Annotated in this window: 22 protein-coding genes; 9 read left to right on the top strand and 13 right to left on the bottom strand. The window is 63.7% G+C overall.

Features of this window, described 5'->3' with window-relative positions; translation table 11 throughout:
• Positions 1 to 155: 155 nt before the first annotated feature.
• Complete coding sequence (locus GS429_RS01885; RefSeq protein WP_160062178.1) at positions 156 to 695, bottom strand: DUF84 family protein; 540 nt, start codon at positions 693 to 695, stop codon at positions 156 to 158.
• A gap of 218 nt (positions 696 to 913) precedes the next feature.
• Between GS429_RS01885 and GS429_RS01880 the strand changes: the two genes are divergently transcribed.
• From GS429_RS01880 to GS429_RS01870, 3 genes are all read left to right on the top strand, one after another.
• Positions 914 to 1,903 (top strand): transcription initiation factor IIB, encoded by a 990-nt coding sequence (locus GS429_RS01880; protein WP_160062177.1) that lies wholly within the window; start codon positions 914 to 916, stop codon positions 1,901 to 1,903.
• Between the two features lie 91 nt (positions 1,904 to 1,994).
• The gene (locus tag GS429_RS01875; protein WP_235920704.1) at positions 1,995 to 2,240 is read left to right on the top strand and encodes a UPF0058 family protein; all 246 of its coding nucleotides are present in this window, start codon (positions 1,995 to 1,997) and stop codon (positions 2,238 to 2,240) included.
• 83 nt (positions 2,241 to 2,323) lie between these two features.
• Positions 2,324 to 3,007 carry a type I 3-dehydroquinate dehydratase gene (locus GS429_RS01870; protein WP_160062176.1) on the top strand — a complete coding sequence of 228 codons (684 nt, stop codon included), beginning with the start codon at positions 2,324 to 2,326 and terminating at the stop codon, positions 3,005 to 3,007.
• A gap of 56 nt (positions 3,008 to 3,063) precedes the next feature.
• Here GS429_RS01870 and GS429_RS01865 read toward each other — a convergent pair whose 3' ends face one another.
• From GS429_RS01865 to GS429_RS01855, 3 genes are all read right to left on the bottom strand, one after another.
• Positions 3,064 to 3,687, bottom strand: coding sequence for a hypothetical protein (locus tag GS429_RS01865; protein ID WP_160062175.1), 624 nt, complete (start codon positions 3,685 to 3,687; stop codon positions 3,064 to 3,066).
• 514 nt (positions 3,688 to 4,201) lie between these two features.
• Positions 4,202 to 5,428 carry a DUF5305 domain-containing protein gene (locus GS429_RS01860; protein ID WP_328821189.1) on the bottom strand — a complete coding sequence of 409 codons (1,227 nt, stop codon included), beginning with the start codon at positions 5,426 to 5,428 and terminating at the stop codon, positions 4,202 to 4,204.
• Between the two features lie 54 nt (positions 5,429 to 5,482).
• Positions 5,483 to 6,649 carry a S26 family signal peptidase gene (locus GS429_RS01855; RefSeq protein WP_160062174.1) on the bottom strand — a complete coding sequence of 389 codons (1,167 nt, stop codon included), beginning with the start codon at positions 6,647 to 6,649 and terminating at the stop codon, positions 5,483 to 5,485.
• Positions 6,650 to 6,980: 331 nt separating this feature from the next.
• Here GS429_RS01855 and GS429_RS01850 point away from each other — a divergent pair, with 331 nt between their 5' ends.
• The 3 genes from GS429_RS01850 to GS429_RS01840 all read left to right on the top strand — a co-directional run bounded on the left by GS429_RS01850 (position 6,981) and on the right by GS429_RS01840 (position 8,539).
• Positions 6,981 to 7,553, top strand: a complete 573-nt coding sequence (locus GS429_RS01850; RefSeq protein ID WP_328821188.1) for a DUF7344 domain-containing protein — start codon at positions 6,981 to 6,983, stop codon at positions 7,551 to 7,553.
• The gene (locus GS429_RS01845; RefSeq protein WP_160062172.1) at positions 7,550 to 7,981 is read left to right on the top strand and encodes a hypothetical protein; all 432 of its coding nucleotides are present in this window, start codon (positions 7,550 to 7,552) and stop codon (positions 7,979 to 7,981) included. Before GS429_RS01850 ends, GS429_RS01845 begins: the two co-directional genes overlap by 4 nt.
• Positions 7,982 to 8,080: 99 nt before the next feature.
• On the top strand, positions 8,081 to 8,539 hold the full coding sequence (locus tag GS429_RS01840) for a zinc ribbon domain-containing protein (protein WP_160062170.1): 459 nt from the start codon (positions 8,081 to 8,083) through the stop codon (positions 8,537 to 8,539).
• Positions 8,540 to 8,656: 117 nt separating this feature from the next.
• On the opposite strand, the gene GS429_RS01835 is transcribed toward GS429_RS01840, so the two are convergent.
• The gene (locus tag GS429_RS01835; RefSeq protein WP_160062168.1) at positions 8,657 to 9,868 is read right to left on the bottom strand and encodes a 3-dehydroquinate synthase II; all 1,212 of its coding nucleotides are present in this window, start codon (positions 9,866 to 9,868) and stop codon (positions 8,657 to 8,659) included.
• 311 nt (positions 9,869 to 10,179) lie between these two features.
• On the opposite strand from GS429_RS01835, the gene GS429_RS01830 reads away from it, so the two are divergent.
• Positions 10,180 to 10,770 (top strand): hypothetical protein, encoded by a 591-nt coding sequence (locus GS429_RS01830; protein WP_160062166.1) that lies wholly within the window; start codon positions 10,180 to 10,182, stop codon positions 10,768 to 10,770.
• A 217-nt stretch (positions 10,771 to 10,987) separates the two neighbouring features.
• On the opposite strand, the gene GS429_RS01825 is transcribed toward GS429_RS01830, so the two are convergent.
• Positions 10,988 to 11,806, bottom strand: a complete 819-nt coding sequence (locus GS429_RS01825; RefSeq protein WP_160062164.1) for an HFX_2341 family transcriptional regulator domain-containing protein — start codon at positions 11,804 to 11,806, stop codon at positions 10,988 to 10,990.
• Between the two features lie 143 nt (positions 11,807 to 11,949).
• Here GS429_RS01825 and GS429_RS01820 point away from each other — a divergent pair, with 143 nt between their 5' ends.
• Positions 11,950 to 12,627 carry an HAD family hydrolase gene (locus GS429_RS01820; protein WP_160062162.1) on the top strand — a complete coding sequence of 226 codons (678 nt, stop codon included), beginning with the start codon at positions 11,950 to 11,952 and terminating at the stop codon, positions 12,625 to 12,627.
• An 18-nt stretch (positions 12,628 to 12,645) separates the two neighbouring features.
• Here the strand turns inward: GS429_RS01820 and GS429_RS01815 are convergent, their stop codons facing one another.
• Positions 12,646 to 13,182 (bottom strand): hypothetical protein, encoded by a 537-nt coding sequence (locus tag GS429_RS01815; RefSeq protein ID WP_160062160.1) that lies wholly within the window; start codon positions 13,180 to 13,182, stop codon positions 12,646 to 12,648.
• A gap of 123 nt (positions 13,183 to 13,305) precedes the next feature.
• Entirely contained in the window at positions 13,306 to 13,890 is a 585-nt protein-coding gene (locus tag GS429_RS01810; protein WP_328821194.1) for a SprT family zinc-dependent metalloprotease, read from the bottom strand.
• A gap of 159 nt (positions 13,891 to 14,049) precedes the next feature.
• On the opposite strand from GS429_RS01810, the gene GS429_RS01805 reads away from it, so the two are divergent.
• On the top strand, positions 14,050 to 15,084 hold the full coding sequence (locus GS429_RS01805) for a phosphorylase family protein (protein ID WP_160062158.1): 1,035 nt from the start codon (positions 14,050 to 14,052) through the stop codon (positions 15,082 to 15,084).
• 9 nt (positions 15,085 to 15,093) lie between these two features.
• On the opposite strand, the gene GS429_RS01800 is transcribed toward GS429_RS01805, so the two are convergent.
• From GS429_RS01800 to trpB, 5 genes are all read right to left on the bottom strand, one after another.
• Positions 15,094 to 15,684 (bottom strand): poly-gamma-glutamate hydrolase family protein, encoded by a 591-nt coding sequence (locus GS429_RS01800; protein WP_328821187.1) that lies wholly within the window; start codon positions 15,682 to 15,684, stop codon positions 15,094 to 15,096.
• A 121-nt stretch (positions 15,685 to 15,805) separates the two neighbouring features.
• Entirely contained in the window at positions 15,806 to 17,047 is a 1,242-nt protein-coding gene (locus tag GS429_RS01795; protein ID WP_160062156.1) for an NRAMP family divalent metal transporter, read from the bottom strand.
• 318 nt (positions 17,048 to 17,365) lie between these two features.
• Positions 17,366 to 18,163, bottom strand: coding sequence for a 2-amino-3,7-dideoxy-D-threo-hept-6-ulosonate synthase (locus GS429_RS01790; RefSeq protein WP_160062154.1), 798 nt, complete (start codon positions 18,161 to 18,163; stop codon positions 17,366 to 17,368).
• 50 nt (positions 18,164 to 18,213) lie between these two features.
• The gene (trpA, locus tag GS429_RS01785) at positions 18,214 to 19,209 is read right to left on the bottom strand and encodes a tryptophan synthase subunit alpha (RefSeq protein ID WP_235920703.1); all 996 of its coding nucleotides are present in this window, start codon (positions 19,207 to 19,209) and stop codon (positions 18,214 to 18,216) included.
• Positions 19,206 to 20,477, bottom strand: a complete 1,272-nt coding sequence (gene trpB / locus GS429_RS01780) for a tryptophan synthase subunit beta (protein ID WP_160062152.1) — start codon at positions 20,475 to 20,477, stop codon at positions 19,206 to 19,208. Before trpB ends, trpA begins: the two co-directional genes overlap by 4 nt.
• Between the last annotated feature and the right edge of the window lie 25 nt (positions 20,478 to 20,502).

The following is a 20,502-nucleotide window of genomic DNA, read 5'->3' as shown; positions in this document are numbered from 1 at the left end:
CAACTCCTGACTCTCACGATCGGATAAAGAGGCTGGCGGTGGCGTCGTTCGACCCACTGTCGAACCGACTCAATTTACTGTCTAATATGATACAATTACCGTCCCGTCCGGAACGCTGTTCACGCGATTGAACGGCTGCGTTGTCGGAGCTTCGGTCAGTGACTTTCGGACGTTTCCGTCGCCTGATTACCGGTCGTGACAAACGGCCCGAACGCACAGGCGACCGCTTCGCCGAGCGCTCGCGACCGATCCGTCAGCCCCGCGGTGAGAACGCCGGCAGCACCGTCACGCTCGGCGATCCCCGCAGTGCCGAGACGGTCGTCCATCACGGGTCCCAACTCGGCTCCGTCCTCGAGGCGACGTGCAACCTCGTCGGGAAGCCGGAGCGTCGGGCCGCCGCCGCGTTCGATCCGATTACCGTCGGTGGCGGCAGCCCACATGATCAGCGAGAGTCCCGGAACGCCGTCGAAACGGGCGACGCCACCCTCGAGGCCGATTCCGTAGTCGGCGTCGGTCGCGGCGAGCGCTCGGCGGGCCCGGTTCTCGGCTCCGGTGACGGTTTCGCCGATCGACCACGGCTGTTCGGCGACGCCCGAGTCGACTTCGACCGCGGTAATAGACGATTGGAACCGCTCGAGCGTCCGTTCGACGGCTTCGACTTTCACCGGGTTCGTGCTCCCGACTGCAACGTTCATACGGTTCGTTCGAGCGGCCCGAATTTGGCGACTTCGATTCGACCGCCTTCTAATCTTTAATGTTTTGATTGATCATCCTAGTTCCGACGAATTACCCGTTTTCGGGAGGTGTCGGACTGCGATTCCGAAACCCTTAACCCTCGAGTATCAGAACCCGTTAGGTAACGAACCCGCCCGGGCTTTTGCAGTCAGTTCGGCCGGTCAGCACTCGCCATCGTATGACCAACACCACATCAAACGCCAGAGTACGACGTACCGAACACGAAACGAACGACGCGGACGAAACGACGACGGAAACGGAAGCAAACGATCTCGCCTGCCCCGAGTGTGCGGGCAACCTCGTTGTCGACGACGAACACGGCGAAACGGTCTGTGAGGACTGTGGCCTCGTCGTCGAAGAGGACTCGGTCGACCGCGGCCCCGAGTGGCGAGCGTTCGACGCCGCTGAGAAAAACGAGAAGTCCCGCGTGGGTGCGCCCACGACGAACACGATGCACGACAAGGGGCTCTCGACGAACATCGACTGGCGGAACAAAGACGCCTACGGTAACTCGCTGGGATCGCGCCAGCGCGAGAAGATGCAGCGCCTGCGCAAGTGGAACGAGCGCTTCCGCACCCGCGACTCCAAGGAGCGCAACCTCAAACAGGCACTGGGCGAGATCGACCGAATGGCGAGTGCGCTCGGACTACCGACGAACGTTCGCGAGACCGCGAGCGTCATCTACCGCCGCGCACTCGACGAGGACCTGCTCCCCGGTCGCTCTATCGAGGGCGTCTCGACCTCCTGTGTCTACGCCGCCGCTCGTCAGGCCGGCGTCCCACGCAGCCTCGACGAGATCGCCGACGTCTCCCGCGTCGAGAAAAACGAGATCGCGCGCACCTACCGCTACGTCGTGCGCGAACTGGGTCTCGAGGTCCAGCCCGCCGACCCCGAGAGCTACGTGCCACGCTTCGCGTCGGGACTCGACCTCTCTGACGAGGCCGAACACCGCGCTCGCGGACTGCTCCAGAACGCAAAGGAAAAGGGCGTCCACTCCGGCAAGTCGCCGGTCGGACTCGCCGCCGCCGCGGTGTACGCCGCCGCACTCCTGACCAACGAGAAGACCACCCAGGCCGCCGTCAGCGACGTCGCCGACATCTCCGAAGTCACGATCCGGAACCGCTACCACGAACTCCTCGAGGCCGAGGAGACGCTCGGGCTGGCGTAATCCTCTTCGCCGACCCCTGAAACTGGGATCGACGTATCATCGGACTGTTTTCACTGTCGAAAGACGAAAAGGGACTAAGTAGCAGTTGCGCATGCCTATTGGCGAGATGCGCTCGCAGGAGTACGTCCAGCTCCACGCGCTGCTCTACCGGCTCCGGCACCACCTCGAGTGCGAAGACTCGGCCCGATCGTTTGCGGCGTACGACGCACAACCAGTTCGACCGACGCACGTCCATCGCAGCAAGGAGGCCCACGGACGGGCGATCGAGTTGTTGCTCGAGGGATTCGTCGAGACGATCGAGCGGCAGTCGCGGGAGTCTACGGCACCAATAGCGTAGGTCGGGTCGGTCCCGACGGCACGAAACGCACCCGTAGTTGCTCGATGAGAGTCCTTTTTATCGGTCCGAACGAGTACTCCGACATGAACTTCGACTCGTTCGTTCTCGCCGCATCGACAGCCGATTTGGGGGAGGAGCCCGCCGCCCGCGAACACGCGGATGCGATTGAGTTCAGGATGGATCTGGCCGAGAACCCGCTGGCAGCCCTCGAGACCTACGACGGCGAGTTGCCGATTCTCGCGACGAACCGGGCCGCATGGGAGGGTGGGGAATGGGACGGGGACGATGTGGCGCGACTCGAGGTGTTGGCGGAAGCGACTCGGTTCGATGCTGTGGGTGCGATCGACGTGGAACTCGAGGCGATTCTCGAGGGTGACGCCGAGGACGTGTTGGGGACCGCGCGTGATCAGGGCGTCTCAGTGGTTGCTTCGAGTCATGATTTCGAGGGGACGCCGACTCGAGGCGAGATGGTCTCGACGTTGACGGAGGCGGGGAAGCACGCCGACGTGGCGAAGCTAGCTGTGACCGCGGAATCGAAGACAGACACACTGGCGTTGCTCGCCGCGACGGAGCAGCTGACCGCCCACGGGGACCGGGTGGCGACGATGGCGATGGGCGAGGTGGGGAGTCACACTCGAGTAGTCGCGCCTATTTACGGGTCGAAGATTGGGTATGCGCCCGTGGATGAAGCGGATGCGACTGCGCCAGGGCAGTACGATTTGGAGAGATTGAAGAACTTAGTCTCGAGATTAACCACTGATGTGTAACATAATACAAAATATGAAGTGTGTTCTTTTGAAGGCTTATCCCACTGATGTGATATTCAGTCTTCTACGGCGTCTGCCCTAATTGTGATTGATTCTACTTTACCGGATGTAGAGCCACTGAAATCGTCTTCTGTGTTGATCCGTAGATTGACAGTGAAATCTTCCCCTGAAGCAATTGTCGGAAGAGATGCTTGGCCAGGTGTACCGAGTCGATATACTGTACCGCAGGGAGTATCCGTTTGTGTTTCAGCTGGTCGTGGATTTGATTCATCGACGACGGAGTCGTCGGCACTCCAAAGCCATCTGGCGTTTGATCGAAGTGATCCCCCACCAGTATTAAACCCAACTTCGACTGGTTGAGTACCCTGGTTCTTTACAGTAAATATACAGCAAATCCATGTATCGGATTGTGGGTTCACACCCTCTCCAATAATATTCGGATTGTCTGGATCAATACGAATTTCAAGTTTTTCACGACCCCGTGTATCTTCTTCTAAAAGCGCATAATCACCATTTGGACCATCACATGGTTCCAGTCCTAGTAGTGCGTCAGGGTCATCTGCTACCTCTATGCTAGCGACCCGATCCATCTCAGTACTCGTAAATGCACCTGAACCGACAATAGCACTTGCTCCGATTGTTGTACTCCCTGCACCGATCAGGAATTTACGTCGTTCCATAGTTGAACCACCTATTGTGCACTCGGATTTCCAACCGATCGTCGCTCGACGGCGTTGACGTTGTATCCGAGCGCATGCATTTCCATCATGCACGGTACCCACCTTGTGTATACACTGACAGGAGATTCGACACACACCGCCTGCAGGGCCGGCTTGGGCTCTATGACGACGTATAGCTGAAAGCTACTACTGATAGAAATATCCGAAGTTATCACGTACCGTCGTGCGTAGCTTCACCCGAACCACTGCTGTAACGGTCTGTTCCTGACGATCACAGCGACAGGCCCCCTTTGCCGGGTTCACCATCTCAGTCCCAACTCCGGAGAGCTGTCTAACGACTGGACTACGAGGCCGATGGGCGACGGTTCGGTGACAGGAGACGCGCAAACGAACCACTGCAGTCGAGTGCGGCGGCGAGTATCACGGCCGATCGATCCGTCATGACCCTCGAGAAACCCGCTGAACGTCGATCGACAAGTCCCAGCCCCCAAAATCGGAAGAATGCCGACGGTCCTTACGACTCGAGGCTACTGCTCCCGTCTCCGTGTTCGAACTCGCCCGCACTCGAGTCGTCACCGAGAACGGTTTCCTCGTCAGTTCGGACGGAATCGAGATCGGTGCTCCCGGTTGTTTCGTCTCCGGGTGGTTCGTTAGCAGCTTTCACCCCATCCGGCTCATAGACATACAACGACTCCCCATCCACCACGTAGTACTCGCCCGCGCGTTCATCCTCGAGCACGCGCCGATCACAGTCGATCGCTACGTCGACCAGATCCTCGAGCGTCGAGACGTCGATCCGTGATCGTCCCCGAATCTCGTCTGGCAACGACCCGCTCGAGATCCAGTCGTCGAACTCCTCGCGTTCGTACTGTGTGCGCACGCGCTCGAGTTCGGCCGCAGACGGCGCGAGTGTCCCGTTGGTTCGCGCGATCGCGAGTACACCGAGCGCGCAGACGGATGCGAGCGCCAGCAGTGCAGCGCCGTAGGTCTCGAGGAACCCGGACGAGTCGGCGGTCGTCACCTCTTCGTCGTCCTCCGCAGCCGCGGTGTCCATCGTCACCGCCTCGTTGGGCGAGGGTCCGTCGACGGCGTACGTCGAGCCGTCGGCGACGACCTCGAGTTCGTAGGTCTCGACGCGGTCGACGGGCTCGCCGTCGACCGTCCCCGACATCGTCACGGTGACCGCGACGACCGTCTCGGTCTCGCCGGCCGAGCCGCCGAGGCTATCCTCGATCTCGTCGGTTTCGTTCATCGTCGTCGGTACGTCGAGACTGACGTCGGTTGCGTGCTCCTCGCCCGGTGCGAGGCCCGATTCGCCGCTCTCGGCGAGCGTCTCGTTGACCGCCCAGTACTCCACGCCGTCGTCGTCGACCGATCGGATTTCCCGTTCGGCGACGACCTCAAGGTCGACGTCACCGTCGCCATCGGGCGCGTCGTACCAGTAGCGGAACGTCGCCTCGAGCTCGGGCGAAATCTCGGTGAAGTAGGTCGGCCGATCGGTGAGTTCGGTCCCGACCGGGAAGACCTCGTTCTCCGCCTGGACGATCACACCGTGGTCGAAGCCGCCGGCGGTCGACCAGGTTTCGACGGACTCCCGATCAGCGTCGGTCTCCGTCGCGGCCATGGAGCCGTAGACCGCCCAGCCGCCGACGAGCGTGAGCGCGAGCAACGCCACGACGACGACGACGAACCACTCGTCGAGTGCGGCGCGGAGCCGCACGGCCGTTCGGTCACTGATCACGTTCGATACACCTCGGATCGGAAATTCGGATTGGTAATACGTCCATAACGGTCATCACAATAGCCCTCCAGTGGAGTCGGATCGTCGCCGCGAGCGGGTTCTGATCGCACCGGCGCCGGCGAGCAGCGCGAACGGAGCGACGACGAGTCCGGTCACGGTCCCCGACACGGCACCCATCGCCACCCAGGGATGGATCGAATGCAACTCGCCGATGAGCGGCGCCGGAAGCACCGCGAAATAACTATGTTCGACGTGCGACCGGAGGTAGTACCCCGTCTCCGGCGGAGCAGTGTACGATACGGAAAGGTTCGCGCTCTCCCCGTGGCCGAGCGTCGTTTGCTCGTCCCCTTCGCCGACGGCCACCCCCTCGCTCGCCGGTTCGACGATGGTCGTAACCGGTAACACGCCGCCGTTTTGCAGTTCGTAGGTATGGGTCTCGGTCTCCCCGGCCGGAACGACGTCGGGCCGATCCGACTCGAATTCCGCGCTCACGAGCCCCATCTCGGTCGAGTCGGACATCGCGACCATCGTCCCGAGCGAGACGACGAGGACGAGCACACCCATCGCGAGGACGAGCCGTCTCGCATCAAATACGTCACTTCGCGTCCGCGTCCGCGAGCGCGATCGGTCGGCCACCGACCGCCGATCGAGAACGGTCGAGACGATCAAAATTGTGAGCCCGAATCCGAGCAAGAGATACGACAGGCCCTGCGTACCGAGCACCGCCGTCGTCCCGAGCGTCGACGCGAGTCGCCACTGGGCCGATTCGAGGCCGCTCTCGAGCCCCATCACGGCCGTCCCGAGATGCGGGATCGTCACCACTTCGCCGTTGACTTGCAGCGCCGTCGCGGCGATCTGGCCGTCGGTGACGTGGGGTTCTCCGCTGTCCTGATCGGCGAACGGATTGGCGTCTCCGCGGGTCACGTAGCCGTGTTCGGTTTCGTCGACCACGCGGTGGGTCGTGAGTCCGCCACCTTCGATCTCCTTTGCGTCGTAAACGACCACGTCGCCGGTCTCGACCGGTCCGGAGACGGCGGCCGGAACGGCGACGAAACCATCCCCTGCGTCCATCGTCGGCTCCATACTCCCCGTTTCCACGTATCCCAACCCCATCGGAACGCCGAGGACGTGTCCGACCACGAGCAACGCGATTCCTAGCCCGATACTGAGCAGCAGTACTCGTCGAAGGACCGTCCAGCCACCCGTGTTCGTCCGTGTCATGTGTGCTCCCCTCGACGCGATAACGAGTGCCGTCACGCGGCCGCTCGCGGCGCGTCGTTTCACCGAACGGAACTGTCACGTTTTGCTATGGGCCGATTTCGATCACTGCTGGCGGTCACTGCAGTCGGAAAATGAGGTATTAGGATCGATCAATCGGATTTAGCCGGAATACTCTGTTGGCAGCCCGCGAGTAAAATTATGGGGTATCGAGTCGATTTTGGACAGGATCTGTTTATTTCCCAACACCAGATCTCGCAGAATGGTCGTCGAGGAACAGCTTACAATTAACTAACATATGCGGTAGCAGGTACGTTGATAGAAGGGTGATGGGGTGACCGAAAGCGTTCCAGCGAGGGAGAACCCTCGACGACAGTCCGAGGAACTGACGCGCGACGAAATATTCACGGTGTTGAGCAATCGCCGGCGGCGGTGGGTGCTCCACTTTCTCAAGCAACGAGACGGTCAACGGGTCGATCTTCGGACGCTCGTTGATACGGTCTCGGCCTGGGAGTACGACACGTCGCCCGAGGATCTGCCGTGGAAGAAACGCAAGCGGATCTATACCGCCCTCCGCCAGTCACACCTGCCGAAACTCGCCGATGCAGGGGTGATCGAGTACGATCGGAACCGCGGCGAAGTCGTGCTCACCGAGGACGCACGCACCGTTCGAATGTACCTCGAGTACGTCCCGGAAAACGACATTCCGTGGAGCCAGTGCTATCTCGCGCTCTCGGGGATCGGTGTGACGATCACTGCGCTGACGTGGTACTCGGTGTATCCGTTCGCCGACCTCTCCGGGTTGGCGCTCGCGACGATACTCGTCGCGATGTTCACCGCGTCGGCGGTGGCTCACACCTACTATACGCGACACAACCGACTCGGATCGGAGGGGAAGCCGCCATGACGAACCGAGTCGGACTCGCGGTGACGCTCCTCGGTGTCCTGTTGCTCGTCACCTCGAGCGTCGGCGTTTCGACGGTCGTACTCGAGCGGGGGGTCGAGATCGAAGTCGTCGACGACGATGCGGCGATGGTCGGATTCGAGACCCACGAGCAGTCCGTTTCGACGGAGAACGGATCCGAGGAAGCGCCGGTCGACCTGATCACTGTGACGAACCGTGCCGAGAGGTCGCTGAATCTGACGGTAGACGAGAGCGACGCGGGTATATCGACCAACGCCAACGATTCGATCGACGCCGGCGAGAACGAGACGATAACGGCGGACGTCACCTGCGACACCGTCGGCGATGAGCCGAGTACGATCGACCTCACGCTCTCCGGCGACGGGATCACGATCGAACGGACCATAGACGTCACACCTTGCAACGGCTAAGAACGGGGCAAGCCGCTCACAGCCGATCGAGTAGCCGAGATAGTAACGAAAAACAGAAATCGGAATGTTAAGGGCGGGGGTCCCCTATCACCACGTACGATGACATGGCTCCGCGCGCTCGCCGCCGCTGGCCTCTCGGTGTTCATGCCCGGTGCAGGGCACGCCCTGATCCGGGACTGGCTCCGTGCCCTGGTGTTTGCAGGTCTCTACATTTCGGCGATCCTGCTATTTTTCCCAACCGAACAGATCGCCGCCGCCGGCTCGATATCGGACGCGATGGATATCGCCACATCAGAGACCGATACGATCTCCCAGTTCGTGCTCTCGTTTCTCGTCCTGTTTGCGGCCATCGATGCCACCTTTCGGGCGATGGGGTTCCCCCCGGGCAGCAACAACGGCGAGTCGGTCGAGGGGCCGTCCTGTCCCGAATGCGGCAAGGAACTCGACGCAGACCTCGAGTTCTGTCACTGGTGTACGACCCGTATCGAGCCCGTAGAGCCGGAATCGGAGTCTGCGGATGCCGACCAATCCGAACGCGAAGAACCGACCCGACCGTAAACTGATACGCTTCTGCGTTCTCGCCTTGCCCACAGTTGCTGCTCGTGTACGGAGAATCGGTACGGATGGAATAGCGGCCAGCGTTTCGCCCAGTTGGTTCCCGAACCGACGGCGACGTTACTTTTCGATAATGCTCTCTTCGACCGCTTCGCCGAAGTGTCGCGCCGTGTCTTCGTAGTACAAGAGGAGTTCGTCGTCGGCCTCGAGGTCGGTCACTGCCGTCCGTCCCTCTCGGGTCGGGACCTTGATCGTCTCCGCGTTCTGGAGGAGCGTCTCGACGCGGTCGCCGTCGTCGGTTTCGAGGGCGACGCGGAACATCGGTCGTTTCTCGATTTTGACGCGTCCGACGATCGCTTCGCGGGTGTTCCCGTCGAGGTCGACGACCTGCACCTCGTCGCCGCTCTGGAGTTCCGAGAGGTACTTGGTGCCGCCGTCGGGCGTGCGGACGTAGGCGTGGACGGCACCCGCGTTGACCCGGAAGGGTCGCGAGGCGACGTAGGGAGACTCGGCGGTCTCGCCGTGGACGAAGACGAGGCCGCGAGCCATCGACCCGACCAGCATCCCCTCATCGTGTTCGAGCAGGCTGCCCGTATCGACACAGACCCGATCGGCGCTGCCGACGCGTTCGATGTCGAGGACCGTCGCGTACTGGAGGTCCAGTGACTCGCGTTCGGCCTCGTCGCGGACCTCGACCGTCCGGCGAATTTCGTCGGGATCGTCCGAGTCCAGCAGGACCGAATCGGCGCCGATCTCGAGGGTTTCAAAGGCCGTCTTCGCCTCTTCGGCGCTGGTCACGCCGGCGACGAGATCGGTTTCCTCGCCGATCCGGGCGATCAGGTTCTCGAGGGGGATGATCGTCCAGTCCTCGCCGACGACGATGGTGTGATCGGCCTCGTCCGCGGCGGTTTCGGCGAACTGTTCGTACTCCTGGCCGAGAATGCGCACGTAGGCGCCGCGCTCGAGATCGCCGTCGCGGCGGCGAAGGGTCGAGAGATCCGCGGAGCCGGAGAAGTCTTCGGGGAGATCGATCGTCGCGTCGCCTTCGCCGTCTTTGCCGACGATAACGGCGTCCGGGCGCGCGGACGATTCGACGTCGTCGACCTCGTCCACGTCGGCTTCGGCGTCTTCGATGTCGTCGACCAGCGTCACGTCGCCGTCGGTTCGAAACGCGGCGACGTTGATATCGCCGAGTTCGCGCACGCGGGAAACGTCGTCCTCGTCGACCAATACCCAGTCTGCACCCGCCTCGAGCGCGGTGGTAATCCGCGCACGGCGGTCGTCCCAGTCGCCGACCGTGTCGTCGGCTTTTACCCAGACAGATCGCGTCATAAATCGACCGTCGAAGGGAACCGGCTTGAACGTGGCGAATGCCGCAGGGAACTCCTGTCGGCTACCCGATGGGCCACCGTTTCGACGAACCGGAGTCTCCGGTCCCGAGTTACGCGCTCGGCCGGCGAGGCGAGTCGTCGGAGACTACTCGTGCGGTTCGAAGGGGTGGGCTCACGTACATCAGTCTCTCACGATATCGATGATCGTCTCGAACGGGCGAAAGGAACGGTAGTAACGATAGTATTGATAGTATCAGTAGTATCGTTACTTTCTTAGAAGTCAATAATATCCGATAGCGTCACTTTTCGCGTATGGGTCAGCGACACTCCCAGACGGGCGACGAACTGACGGTCGACGAGGCGATTCGTCGGCTCGAGGCTGACGCCGACGTAGTCGCCGCTGTCGCCCGTGCAGCGTTCGATCACGCCGGCGAACTGGCGACCCTCGAGTACGGCCGGTCGGCGGCCGTCCTCGGTGCCGTTCGACTCGCCGGCCGTCGGACAAACGATCGACCGCTCGAGTCCGCGTGTCTCGAGTCGCTGTTCGACGTCGATCCGGATCGAGTGACTGCGGCCGAGGAGTTGCTGGCGAGCCACCTGAGCCCGCCGGCAGCCGAGTCGGAGATTCGGTCGCTGCGGCGACGGCTCGTCGTGGCACACGAACTCCTGGCCGCGGCCGAGCGCGGGAGTGTCGCTGGCCCCGAGCTTCCCGGCTCGTACCTCGCCGACGCAGCCCCGATCCTGCTCGCTCGAGCGACCGACCCGAACGAGTGTCGCGATGACCTCGAGCAGCGGGGTCTCGACGAAGCGGCGCTTCGAGCTCACGTCGAACGACTCGAGGCGGACCTCGAGTTCGCGCGGTTGGGAACAACGCTCGACGCGCTGGTTGCCCGCGACGAGTGAGTGTTCCTGCGGCGTCGGCCCCGTTGACGACGGCCCTCCAGCCGTCAGCCGTTCGCTTCAGCTCTCCGGCTGTCAGTCATCGACGCTTCGGCCCTCCAACCTCCAACCGCCAGTAATCGCTGCTTCGGCCCTCCGCCGATCCATCGCTGTCGACTCGAGCCTGCAACCGTCAGCCGCCGCTATTCCGTTCACACATCACCTGTTCTCCGCGGGATAGCTACCCGCCCTCTTCGCCGACAGCCGCGAGCTTGTGCTTGAACGCCCGGTAGGCGTTTGCCCCCTGGTCGGTGAGTTCGACCACGCGCCGGCGGCCGACGGATTCGACCGTCACGTACCCGTCAGCCTTGAGCGGATCAAGAACGTGCGTATCGAGGACGCGAAAGGCACCCTTGTCCTCGCTGTCGCGTCCGGCGGGGGGTTGTCGATCGGCCATAAAGGAAAGTCCCTGCGCTCGAGCGTACTCGATCAGGTCTTTTTTCTTGGGCGGCGCGGTCCGCGCCTCGTGGTAGCCGTCCCACGATTCGGGGTCGGCCAGAAATCCCATAATCGCGACCTGATCCGGCGTCGGCGAATCGATCGGATACGTCGGAAGCTGTTCGGTCGCGGTAACGCCGGTCGATACCGGTTCGCGTTCTCCGTCGTGACCGTACGCCGAAGGCTCGACGTAGTAGGCCCGCGCGTCCGTCGAAACGTCCATGCACGCCATCGTCGCGCCGATCGCGGGAATCGTCCCCGCGCCGGAGACGTTGACCGAGACGTTGTCGTCAGCGTGGTCCGCGGCGATCGTCGTCACCTCGCCGAGGACAGCGTAGACGTCGGTCAGGTCGCAGAGCCGCGTTCTGAACTCCGGGACGATCGATTCGAGTTCGGTCCGGAGTTCGTCGTGGTAGTCGGCCGTTCCCGTCCGGGCGTCCTCGTTCGTGCCGACGTCCTCGAGGAGGTAGACGAGGTCGGCCCGCTGGTTCCGGATCGGCTCGAGAATTCGGTCGTACTCGTAGCCCAGCGGGACGATGTGTACGCGTTTGACGACGTCCATACACGGACAGGACTGTCAGGAAAAATAACTGCTGTGGATTACGTGCACCTCGAGTCAGCGGCGAGTCGCTCGCCAAACAGTCGTGTTATCACACACCAGACCAGTCGAAACGTTGAGAACGTTCCCGCACGTAGACCGGCCAGATGGCTGCGTACGATGCGATTTGTTTCGATCTCGACAGCACACTCTGTGAGCCGACCCGGGACGCTGCGACGCTACTCGAGTCGACGTTCGACCGGGCCGGTCTCGAGCCGTTCTGTACGCCCGCGGATCTGCGGGCTGCTATCCCGTCGCTGCCGACCGCCGAAACCGATCGCGAGTTCTACGAGAACCTGTTTGCCGAGGTCGCGAGCCGCGTCGACGTCGATCCTGCCGTCTCGTCGCGGCTCACGGACGTCTATCTCGAACTCCAGGACCCGACCGCCGTTGCGTTCCGTCCCGGTGCGAAAGCGGCGCTCGAGTACGCTCACGACTGTGGACAGGTCGGACTCATCACCAACGGCGGCCGTCCGACGCAGACGAAGAAACTCGAGGCGCTCGGCATCGCGGACGCGTTCGACGTTCGCGTCTTTACGGAACCGAGTGCGGGCATCTATCCGAAACCGAGCGCGGAACCCTTCGAGCGCGCGCTTTCGGAACTCGACGCCACGACCGACGCCGCGATCCACGTCGGGGATTCGTTACACGCCGACATCGCGGGCGCGAACGCGATGGGTATCGATTCGGCCTGGATCGACACCGGACACGATCAGCTCGGAGACGGCGGCCACGAACCGACGTATCGGCTCTCGTCGCTCGAAACGTTCGAGACGATCGTTTGAACGAACGATCGTTTTCTCTTACCCCTCGGCCGGCAACAGATCGGTGTGAACGACCGCGCGATACTGGTCGTCGGTCGCGTTACCGAGTCGCTTGAGCAGGGCGGCACCGTCGCCGAAACTTTCCGGGACTGCGAACGGGTCGTCGGCCCGCTCGTCGCGCTGTTTGCAGCGCTTGACGAAGGAGAGCAGCGTCGGATACGTTCCGGGCCGAGCGTAGACGACGCCGATGTCCGCGGCGAGTTGCTCGCTCCAGTGGTCGATGATCCGCTCGGTTTCGATCCGCGGCTCGCGCTGTTTCTCGGCCAGTTCCTCGGCGTCGATCTCGGTCTCCCCGAGGACGTCGTCGAAGACCGCCTGTAGCTCGTCAGTGTTCTCCTCGATCGAAGGCGCGTCGGCCTCGGCCTCGAGCAACTGGTCGAACGCCTCGAGTTCAACTCGTCGCACCGCGATCGGGTAGACGAAGTCGTGGGTCTCCTTCGGCAGCTTGTACGACCGACCTTCGACCCCTTTCTCGCCGGGTTCGGACTGGCCCAGCATCAAGTCGAGTATCCCCATAGCTGAAACAGGACCACAGAGTCGAATAAGTGTTCCGTGGCTCGCTCTCGGCAACAGGCCCTTGTCTTCCGGTAGCTCCTCGCTTTGCCCTCGATCGGCACTGATACCGACGATACAGTCGCCTCACCACGCGTCGCCGAGCGCCGCCTTCGTCCCGCCGAACCCGCTCGCGGTCGTCCACGTCCGGCCGCTGTCCGCGTGTTTGACCTCGATCGACCCGCCACAGGCGCCACAGCGGTACTGATCCGGCGCTTTCACCGGCTTCGAGGCGCGGTGGCGGTTCGCGTGCCAGTCACAGCCGTCTCCGAGACACCGAAGGACGTACCGCGGGTCCGAAAACGACTGGCAGTGACGCGGGGCCTCGAGCCGTTCCGCCTGCTCGTGAAACCGTTCGCCGTGGCCCGACTCGCCGAACCGCTGGAACTCCCAGGCGTGGACGAGTTCGTGTCTGACGACGCCCGCGAACGCCTCCCACTCGTAGCGCTGGTAGGCCTGTCGTGCGAGCACGATCGTCGCCACCTCGCGGCTCGCGTCCCAGCGACACGCCCCGGCGCGTCGGCGAGCGCGGGTGGTGACGGTCCACTCGAGGGCGTCGCGATCGATCTCGAGGTCGTACTCGTCGAGGATCTCGCGCGCGTGAATCCGGGCCCGAGCGACGATTTCGTCGTCGATCGTGAGATCCCCAGCATCGTCGTCGCCGTCGATCACGGACTCGAAAACGAAGCCGTGTTTCGAAGGTTTTGCGGTTGCCGTCGTCTTCGGCAGTGGTTCAATCTCCAGGTTCCCAGGCACCTCATCCAACTTCCCAATTCCTCCCGAGACCGGTCGGTTGACAAGGGCTCGCTCCCCTTTTTCCGAGGACGAGCCATGTCTACGGACGATACGTCGCTCCCCGAACCTCGCAGTCCCGAACCGGAGGCACCCGTTCGGCCCGTCGCACTGGTCCTCACCGCCGCGTTCGAGGCCCCGCTCGACGAACGCCGACCGTGGCTCGAGCGCTCCGACATCGTCGACGCGCTCGCGATACCGGGTACCGACAGCCCGGTCTACCTGACCGATTCGAACGTCGCCATCACGACCACGGGAATCGGCAAGAGCGACGCGGCGACCACCGTTACTGCGTTGCTCGCGAACCCGACAATCGACCTCGAGTCAGCCTACGTCGTCTCGAGCGGGATCGCTGGCTCCTCGCCCGAAACGACGGCCCTCGGGTCGGTCGCGGTCGCAGATACGGTCGTCGACTGGGATCGGAAACACCGGTGGGATCACGGCGAGAACGCGACTGCCAGCAACGAACACGGTGCGGAGCCGACCGCCGGCGAGGATCACGCCGGAGACGCGACGGCCGCCACCGCGGACGCCGACCGCTCCGACGAGCGCCCCATCGACCGCCTCAACTACCGCCCGCGGGACTACGTCCACCGCCTCGCGGACGGCGTCGTCGACTGCGGCCTCGAGGCCGCTCGAGGCGTCGACCTGCTCGCGGACGCCGCCGCTCGCGAGTACCAGCGCGAGTATCCGGCGGCACCCGACGCTGGGCCGACGATCGAACGGGGGACCACGGTCTGCGGCGACGAGTTCTGGCACGGTTCCCGGTACGCACGCGAGGTCGACTGGCTCTGCGAGCGGTACAGCGTCGGGCCCTACGTGACGACCCAGATGGAAGACGCCGCGACGGCGCGAGCCCTCGAGCGGTTCGACCTGCGCGACCGCTATCTGAGCGTACGTGCCGTGTCCAACTACGACCGGCCCGCACCCGGCCAGTCCGTGCGGGAGAGCTTCGACGGCGATCCGGCGAGCCTCGCGCTGGCGATCGACAACGCCGCTCGAGTGGGTTCGGCGGTCGTCGAAGGACTGGTTCGGGAGGACCCGCTCGAGATCGGGCCGACTGACTCGGGGTGAATCAGCCGATTAGAGACGGCCGCGCTCGATCAAATTCTCCAGGACGGCAACGACGGCGTCGCCCTCGTCGAGTCGGACGGCCGCGCTCTGCTCGAGTTGAAGGCCGCCGTCGGCCGAGAGCCAGTTGACGAAATTGTTCGGGCTGACGCCGGCGTACCGCCCCGACGAGACCGGTTCGACGGGATGGGTGACGGCCGACTCGAGGCGATCGCTCACTCGGCGTTTCGTGTCGGTATCGACCCCGCCGCCGACGAGAACTCGGTCGTCGTCGAGCCCGTGAAAGCTGATAACCGTCTCGAAACCGCGGTCGGCGATCTCGGCGAGCAACGGATACGCGTCGGGCGAGAAGGCGCTCGAGGGCGGATGCCACAGCTCGAACGCGCTGTGGTGTTCGTCGTAGCCGAGACATGCCCAGCAGCTAGCCCGGGGTAGTCTGGCGGCTAACTCGACCGCCTGTTCGGCGGTTCCGGGCTCGGTCTGTCCGCCGTGGGCGGCACAGACCAGCACCGCGTCGTTCACCCCGTCGTCGTACAGCAGTTCGGTGTACTGCCCGGTGTCGGTCCGCTCGAGTAAATGCGTCCGAAACGAGGGCCCTGACACGGGGGCGGGTACACGGCGGGGTGGAATAACTGTTCGTCACGCATAGTCCGGGCTTTGGGAACCGGACCATCCGTTCCGTCGGCGAAACGGAGGTCTGTCTCGCACAGCGTCTTGTGGGAACCTAGAGCCACCCCGAGATGGTCGCTGCGAGCGACTCGGCCGTCGTGACGCTCCCGATCAACAGGACGAGCGCGACCAGCGCGAACGCGATGTTCTCTTTCGTCGAGACGTCCCGATAGCGGTTGACCGCGCCGATGAGCGCGAGGACGGTGATCGGGAGGGCAATCAGCCCGTTGATGGCCGGCATGATGATCGCCATTCTGACGGGCGTAAGCCCGGTGTTCGCGAGCAGCCAGAACGCGGCGATCGCCGAGAAGATGATGAGGCCGACCACCGTCGCTCTGAACTTCGCGTCGCCGAATCGGGTGTGGTGGCCGAAGGCCTGTGGCACCATGTAGCCGGCACCGAACAGCGTTCCGGTCGCCGAACTGAAGCTGGCGAGCAACGCGGCGAACAGGAAGATGTAGAGCGCGCTGTCGCCGAGGATAGCGGCGAGCGGTTCGCCGGGGCCGGTGAGCGTCGTTGGTCCCTCGGTCAGCGTCACCGCCGAGACGATCATCACGAACGCGCCGATCGTCAGTGTCGTGACGATTCCGGCGGCGTTATCCCGCCGATACGTGCTGATGTTGCTCCACTCCTTGGTCGGGCCCATGCTGGACTGGATGAAGAAGTTCGGCCAGTAGACCGTCGTCCCGAGCAGGGCGATGACTGCCGTGAGATAGCCGATCTCGCTCTGGAGGACTGGGATGAGCCCGGCGGCGACGTCACCGACAGGGATGTCGAGACCGACCAACAGCAGTCCGTAGGAGCCGAAAACCGTAATTACCATCGCCGCGATGGCCCCTTCGATCCGTTCGTAGACACGCAACTCGACGAGCGCGATGCCGACGCCGCTGGCCAGCAGGATCCCGATGATGACGTTGTCCAGTCCGGGAACGAGCCACGCCAGCGCCGCGCCGGCGATCGCGTAGTTTGCGATCGACCAGAGCGCGCTCATCATGGCCATCGAGACGATGAGCAGCGGGCCGCTCGGACCGGGAAGCAGGTCGACGATGTAGTCGGTCAACGGCTCTCGTGAGACCGCCAGCCGTGCGGACATGTCGTGGAGGGCGATGTCGATGAGAAAGGCCAGCGGAAGCACCCACAGCAGTGCAAACGCGAAGTTCGCGCCGGTGTCCGCGAGAATGTAGACCGATCCGGCACCGAAGACGTTCGCCGCGAACAGCACGCCGAGTCCGTACGCATCCAGAAAGTCGGAGAGCCTCGCCTGAACGCCGCCCTGCTGGTAATTCTCACTCGCCATCGATGACCACCTCTGTAGGCCGCTTGTGAGGACCGACTCGATCGGCTGGGAGTGTTTCCATACAACCCAAAGCGCCAAGACACGCGAGTCTGTTCGGCTTGCAACGGCTACCGACGGGTAAACAGGTGGCAGACGCAGGCGTCGTATCCGGTACCGATACGGGACCGACATCGAACCTGTTGTCAGAACGTCATGGCTCGGGTGTATCGGAACGTTCTGACCCGGCCCGCAGAAGAAGCAGCCGAAAGCGAATCCAGTCGACGAGTCGATCGCGACGCGCTATCGACGGCGTCGGAGAAGGGTGCGATACGCGTCGATTCAGGCCTCGAGCGCCAGTCCGGCCTTCGACAGGGCCTCCTCGGTCGAGAGGTCGTGGTGGACGACACCGGAGACGGCGGTCGCGATGGCTTCGGGATCCTCGTGCTGGAAGATCGAACGTCCCATCGAGACGCCCGCACCGCCGGCGTCCATCACGCCCCGGACCATGTCGACCGTCTCGCGGTCGGTCCCTTTCGAGCCGCCGGCGATGACGACCGGAAGTCGGGTCGACTCGACGACGTGCTGAAAGCTCTCGGCGTCGCCGCTGTAGCCCGTCTTGACGATATCGGCGCCGAGTTCCTCCGCGAGGCGGACGGCGTGGCCGAGCGCTTCGGGATCCTCGGAGTCGACGCCCGGACCGCGGGCGTAGGCCATCGCGAGTACCGGAATCCCGAGCCGTTTGGCTTTTTCCGTGACCTCCGAGAGCTGGGAGATCTGGTCGGGTTCGTGGTCCGAGCCGACGTTGATGTGGAACGAGACGGCGTCGGCGCCGACCCGAACGGCCTCCTCGACGGTTCCGGTCAGTCGCTTGTCCTGCTCGTCGGGACCGATCGTCGTCGAGCCGTTGAGGTGGACGATGTACCCCTTACCGTTCTTGTTCTCGTGAACGCGGGGCGCGATCCCCCGCTGGGTGAGGACCGCGTCAGCCCCGCCGCTGGTGACGCCGTCGATGGTCGATTCGATGTCCTTCAGTCCCTGGACGGCCCCCATCGTGATGCCGTGATCCATCGGGACGATTACGTAGGAGCCGTCTGTGCCGATTCTGTCGAGTCGTGCGTCGATTCCTGTCGTAGTCATTGCGGGAGTGTAGCAAGCTTGCAGTTATGGCTGTTCTGGTTCCGGTACATCTACCGCGTCCTCGCGGTCGCTTCGTCGTCGCTTTCGTCGTCGTTCTTCCCTTCTCTGTCACCCTCGGCATCGTCATCACCGTCGCCGTCGCCCGTCGCCCCGCGGACGGCACCCCGTTTGAGTTCGTCCGCTTTGGCCTCGAGGTCGGCGGCGGGCTCGTCGCTCGAGGCGACGATGTCGATGAGCGCACTGCCGACGATGACGCCGTCGGCGCCGGCCTCGACGATTTCGGCGGCGTGATCGCCTTCGCTGACGCCGAACCCGACCGCCTTTGGAACGCCGTCGGAATTCGGTCCCGAGACGTCGTACTCCGACAGCCGCGCGAGGCTATCGTGGGTCGCGTTCGAGACGTCCCCTCGAGCCCCGGTCGTTCCGAGTCGGGCCTGAACGTAGGCGAACCCGGAGAGCTGAGACATGATTGTGTCCAGACGCTCGCCCTCGGTCGTCGGCGCGACGATGAAGATGAGATCGAGTCCGTGGTCGTTGCAGGCCTCGCGCAGCGGATCGGCTTCTTCGGCCGGCAGGTCGGGGACGATGATTCCCGAGAGGCCGGCTTCGGCCGCGCGTTCGACGAACGGCCGAACGTCGGGCCTTTTCCGCGGTGGTTCTGAATCCGCGTCACCGTCCGAGGCGCGTGGCGTCTCGCGCTCCCCGTATTGCAGGATCATGTTGTAGTACGTCATCACCAGCAACGGCGCTTCGGTCTCGAGGTCCGCGACCAGTTCGAAAAAGCCCTCGGACGTCGTTCCGGCCTCGAGCGCGCGGTTGATCGCCGCCTGAATCGTCGGCCCCTCGGCGATCGGTTCCGAGAACGGGAGCCCGAGTTCGATCAGGTCCGCGCCGCCGCGATCGAGGGCCTCGACGTACGCCTTGGTCTCCTCGAGCGAGGGATCGCCCGCAGTGAGGTACGTGATGAGCGCGGGATGGTTCTCGCGAATGGCGGCTTCGACGTCGCTGTCGTACTCGTCGGCCGTCGATTCCGGGTCGTCGGTCATCCGTCGAACACCTCGACCTCGGGGGCGGCCTCGAGGTCGCGCTTCTCGGTCTCCTCGAGCACCGTCTCGAGGTCCTTGTCGCCGCGGCCGGAGACGTTGAGGACGATGAGGTCGCCGAGTTCCTCGTAGTGCTCCTCGAGATAGCCGAGGGCGTGACTCGACTCGAGGGCCGGGATGATCCCCTCGAGCCGCGACAGGCGGTGGAATCCGTTGAGCGCGGCGTCGTCGTCGACGCTGGCCGGTGTGACGCGGCCGGTATCGACGAGGTAGGACAGTTCGGGACCGACGCCGGCGTAGTCGAGTCCGGCGCTTACGCTGTGAGACTCCATGATCTGGCCGTCCTCGCTCTGGAGCAGTTTCGTCATGGCTCCGTGGAGCACCCCGTCGGTGCCCGTCGAGAGCGTCGCGGAGTTCGGGGCGAGTCCCGCCGATTCGTCGATCTCGAGGCTCGAACCGCCGGCCTCCACCGCGAGCAGATCAACGTCGTCGTCGGGAACGAACTCGTGGAACGTCCCCATCGTGTTCGAGCCGCCGCCGGCGCAGGCGACGACGCTGTCGGGGAGTCGGCCGGCCCGCTCTCGAATCTGCTCGCGGGCTTCCCGACCGATGACGGCCTGGAAGTCACGGACCAGTTTCGGGAACGGATGCGGACCGACGACGCTCCCGATGACGTAGTGGGTCGTCTCGACGGTCGTCGCCCAGTCGCGCATCGTCTCGTTGATCGCCTCCTTCAGCGTGCCGCTGCCGGCCGTGACCGGGTTCACTTCCGCACCGTTCATCCGCATCCGATAGACGTTCGGCCGCTGGCGGTTGATGTCGGTCCGGCCCATGTAGATCTCGCAGGGCATGTCGAGGTGGGCCGCCGCCATCGCGGTCGCGGTGCCGTGCTGTCCGGCACCGGTCTCGGCGATGATACGCTCCTTGCCCATGTACTTGGCCAGCAGCACCTGTCCGAGCGCGTTGTTCAGTTTGTGAGCCCCGCCGTGGACCAGATCCTCGCGCTTGAGGTAGATCTCGCGGTCGTAGCGCTCGCTCAGTCGGTCCGCGCGCTGGAGCGGCGTCGGTCGCCCGCCGAAATCCCGCATCCGCTCGCGGAACTCGTCCATGAAGCCGTCCTCGTTTTCGAGCACGTAGCGTTCGTAGGCGTCCTCGAGTTCCTGTACGGCCGGCATCAGGGCCTCGGGGACGTACTGGCCGCCGTAGTCGCCGAACGTGCTCTCGCTGTCGCGCTCGCGCTGGGAGTCGTCGTCGTGGTCGCTCGTGCTCATGTATTGTCTCCGTGGGTGTGTCGGT

The sequence above is a fragment of the Natronorubrum halalkaliphilum genome (genome assembly GCF_009834785.1).
Classification (GTDB): domain Archaea; phylum Halobacteriota; class Halobacteria; order Halobacteriales; family Natrialbaceae; genus Natronorubrum; species Natronorubrum halalkaliphilum.
The sequence above is the reverse complement of the archived record's forward strand: the minus strand, read 5'-3'. Positions and strand labels throughout refer to the sequence as shown.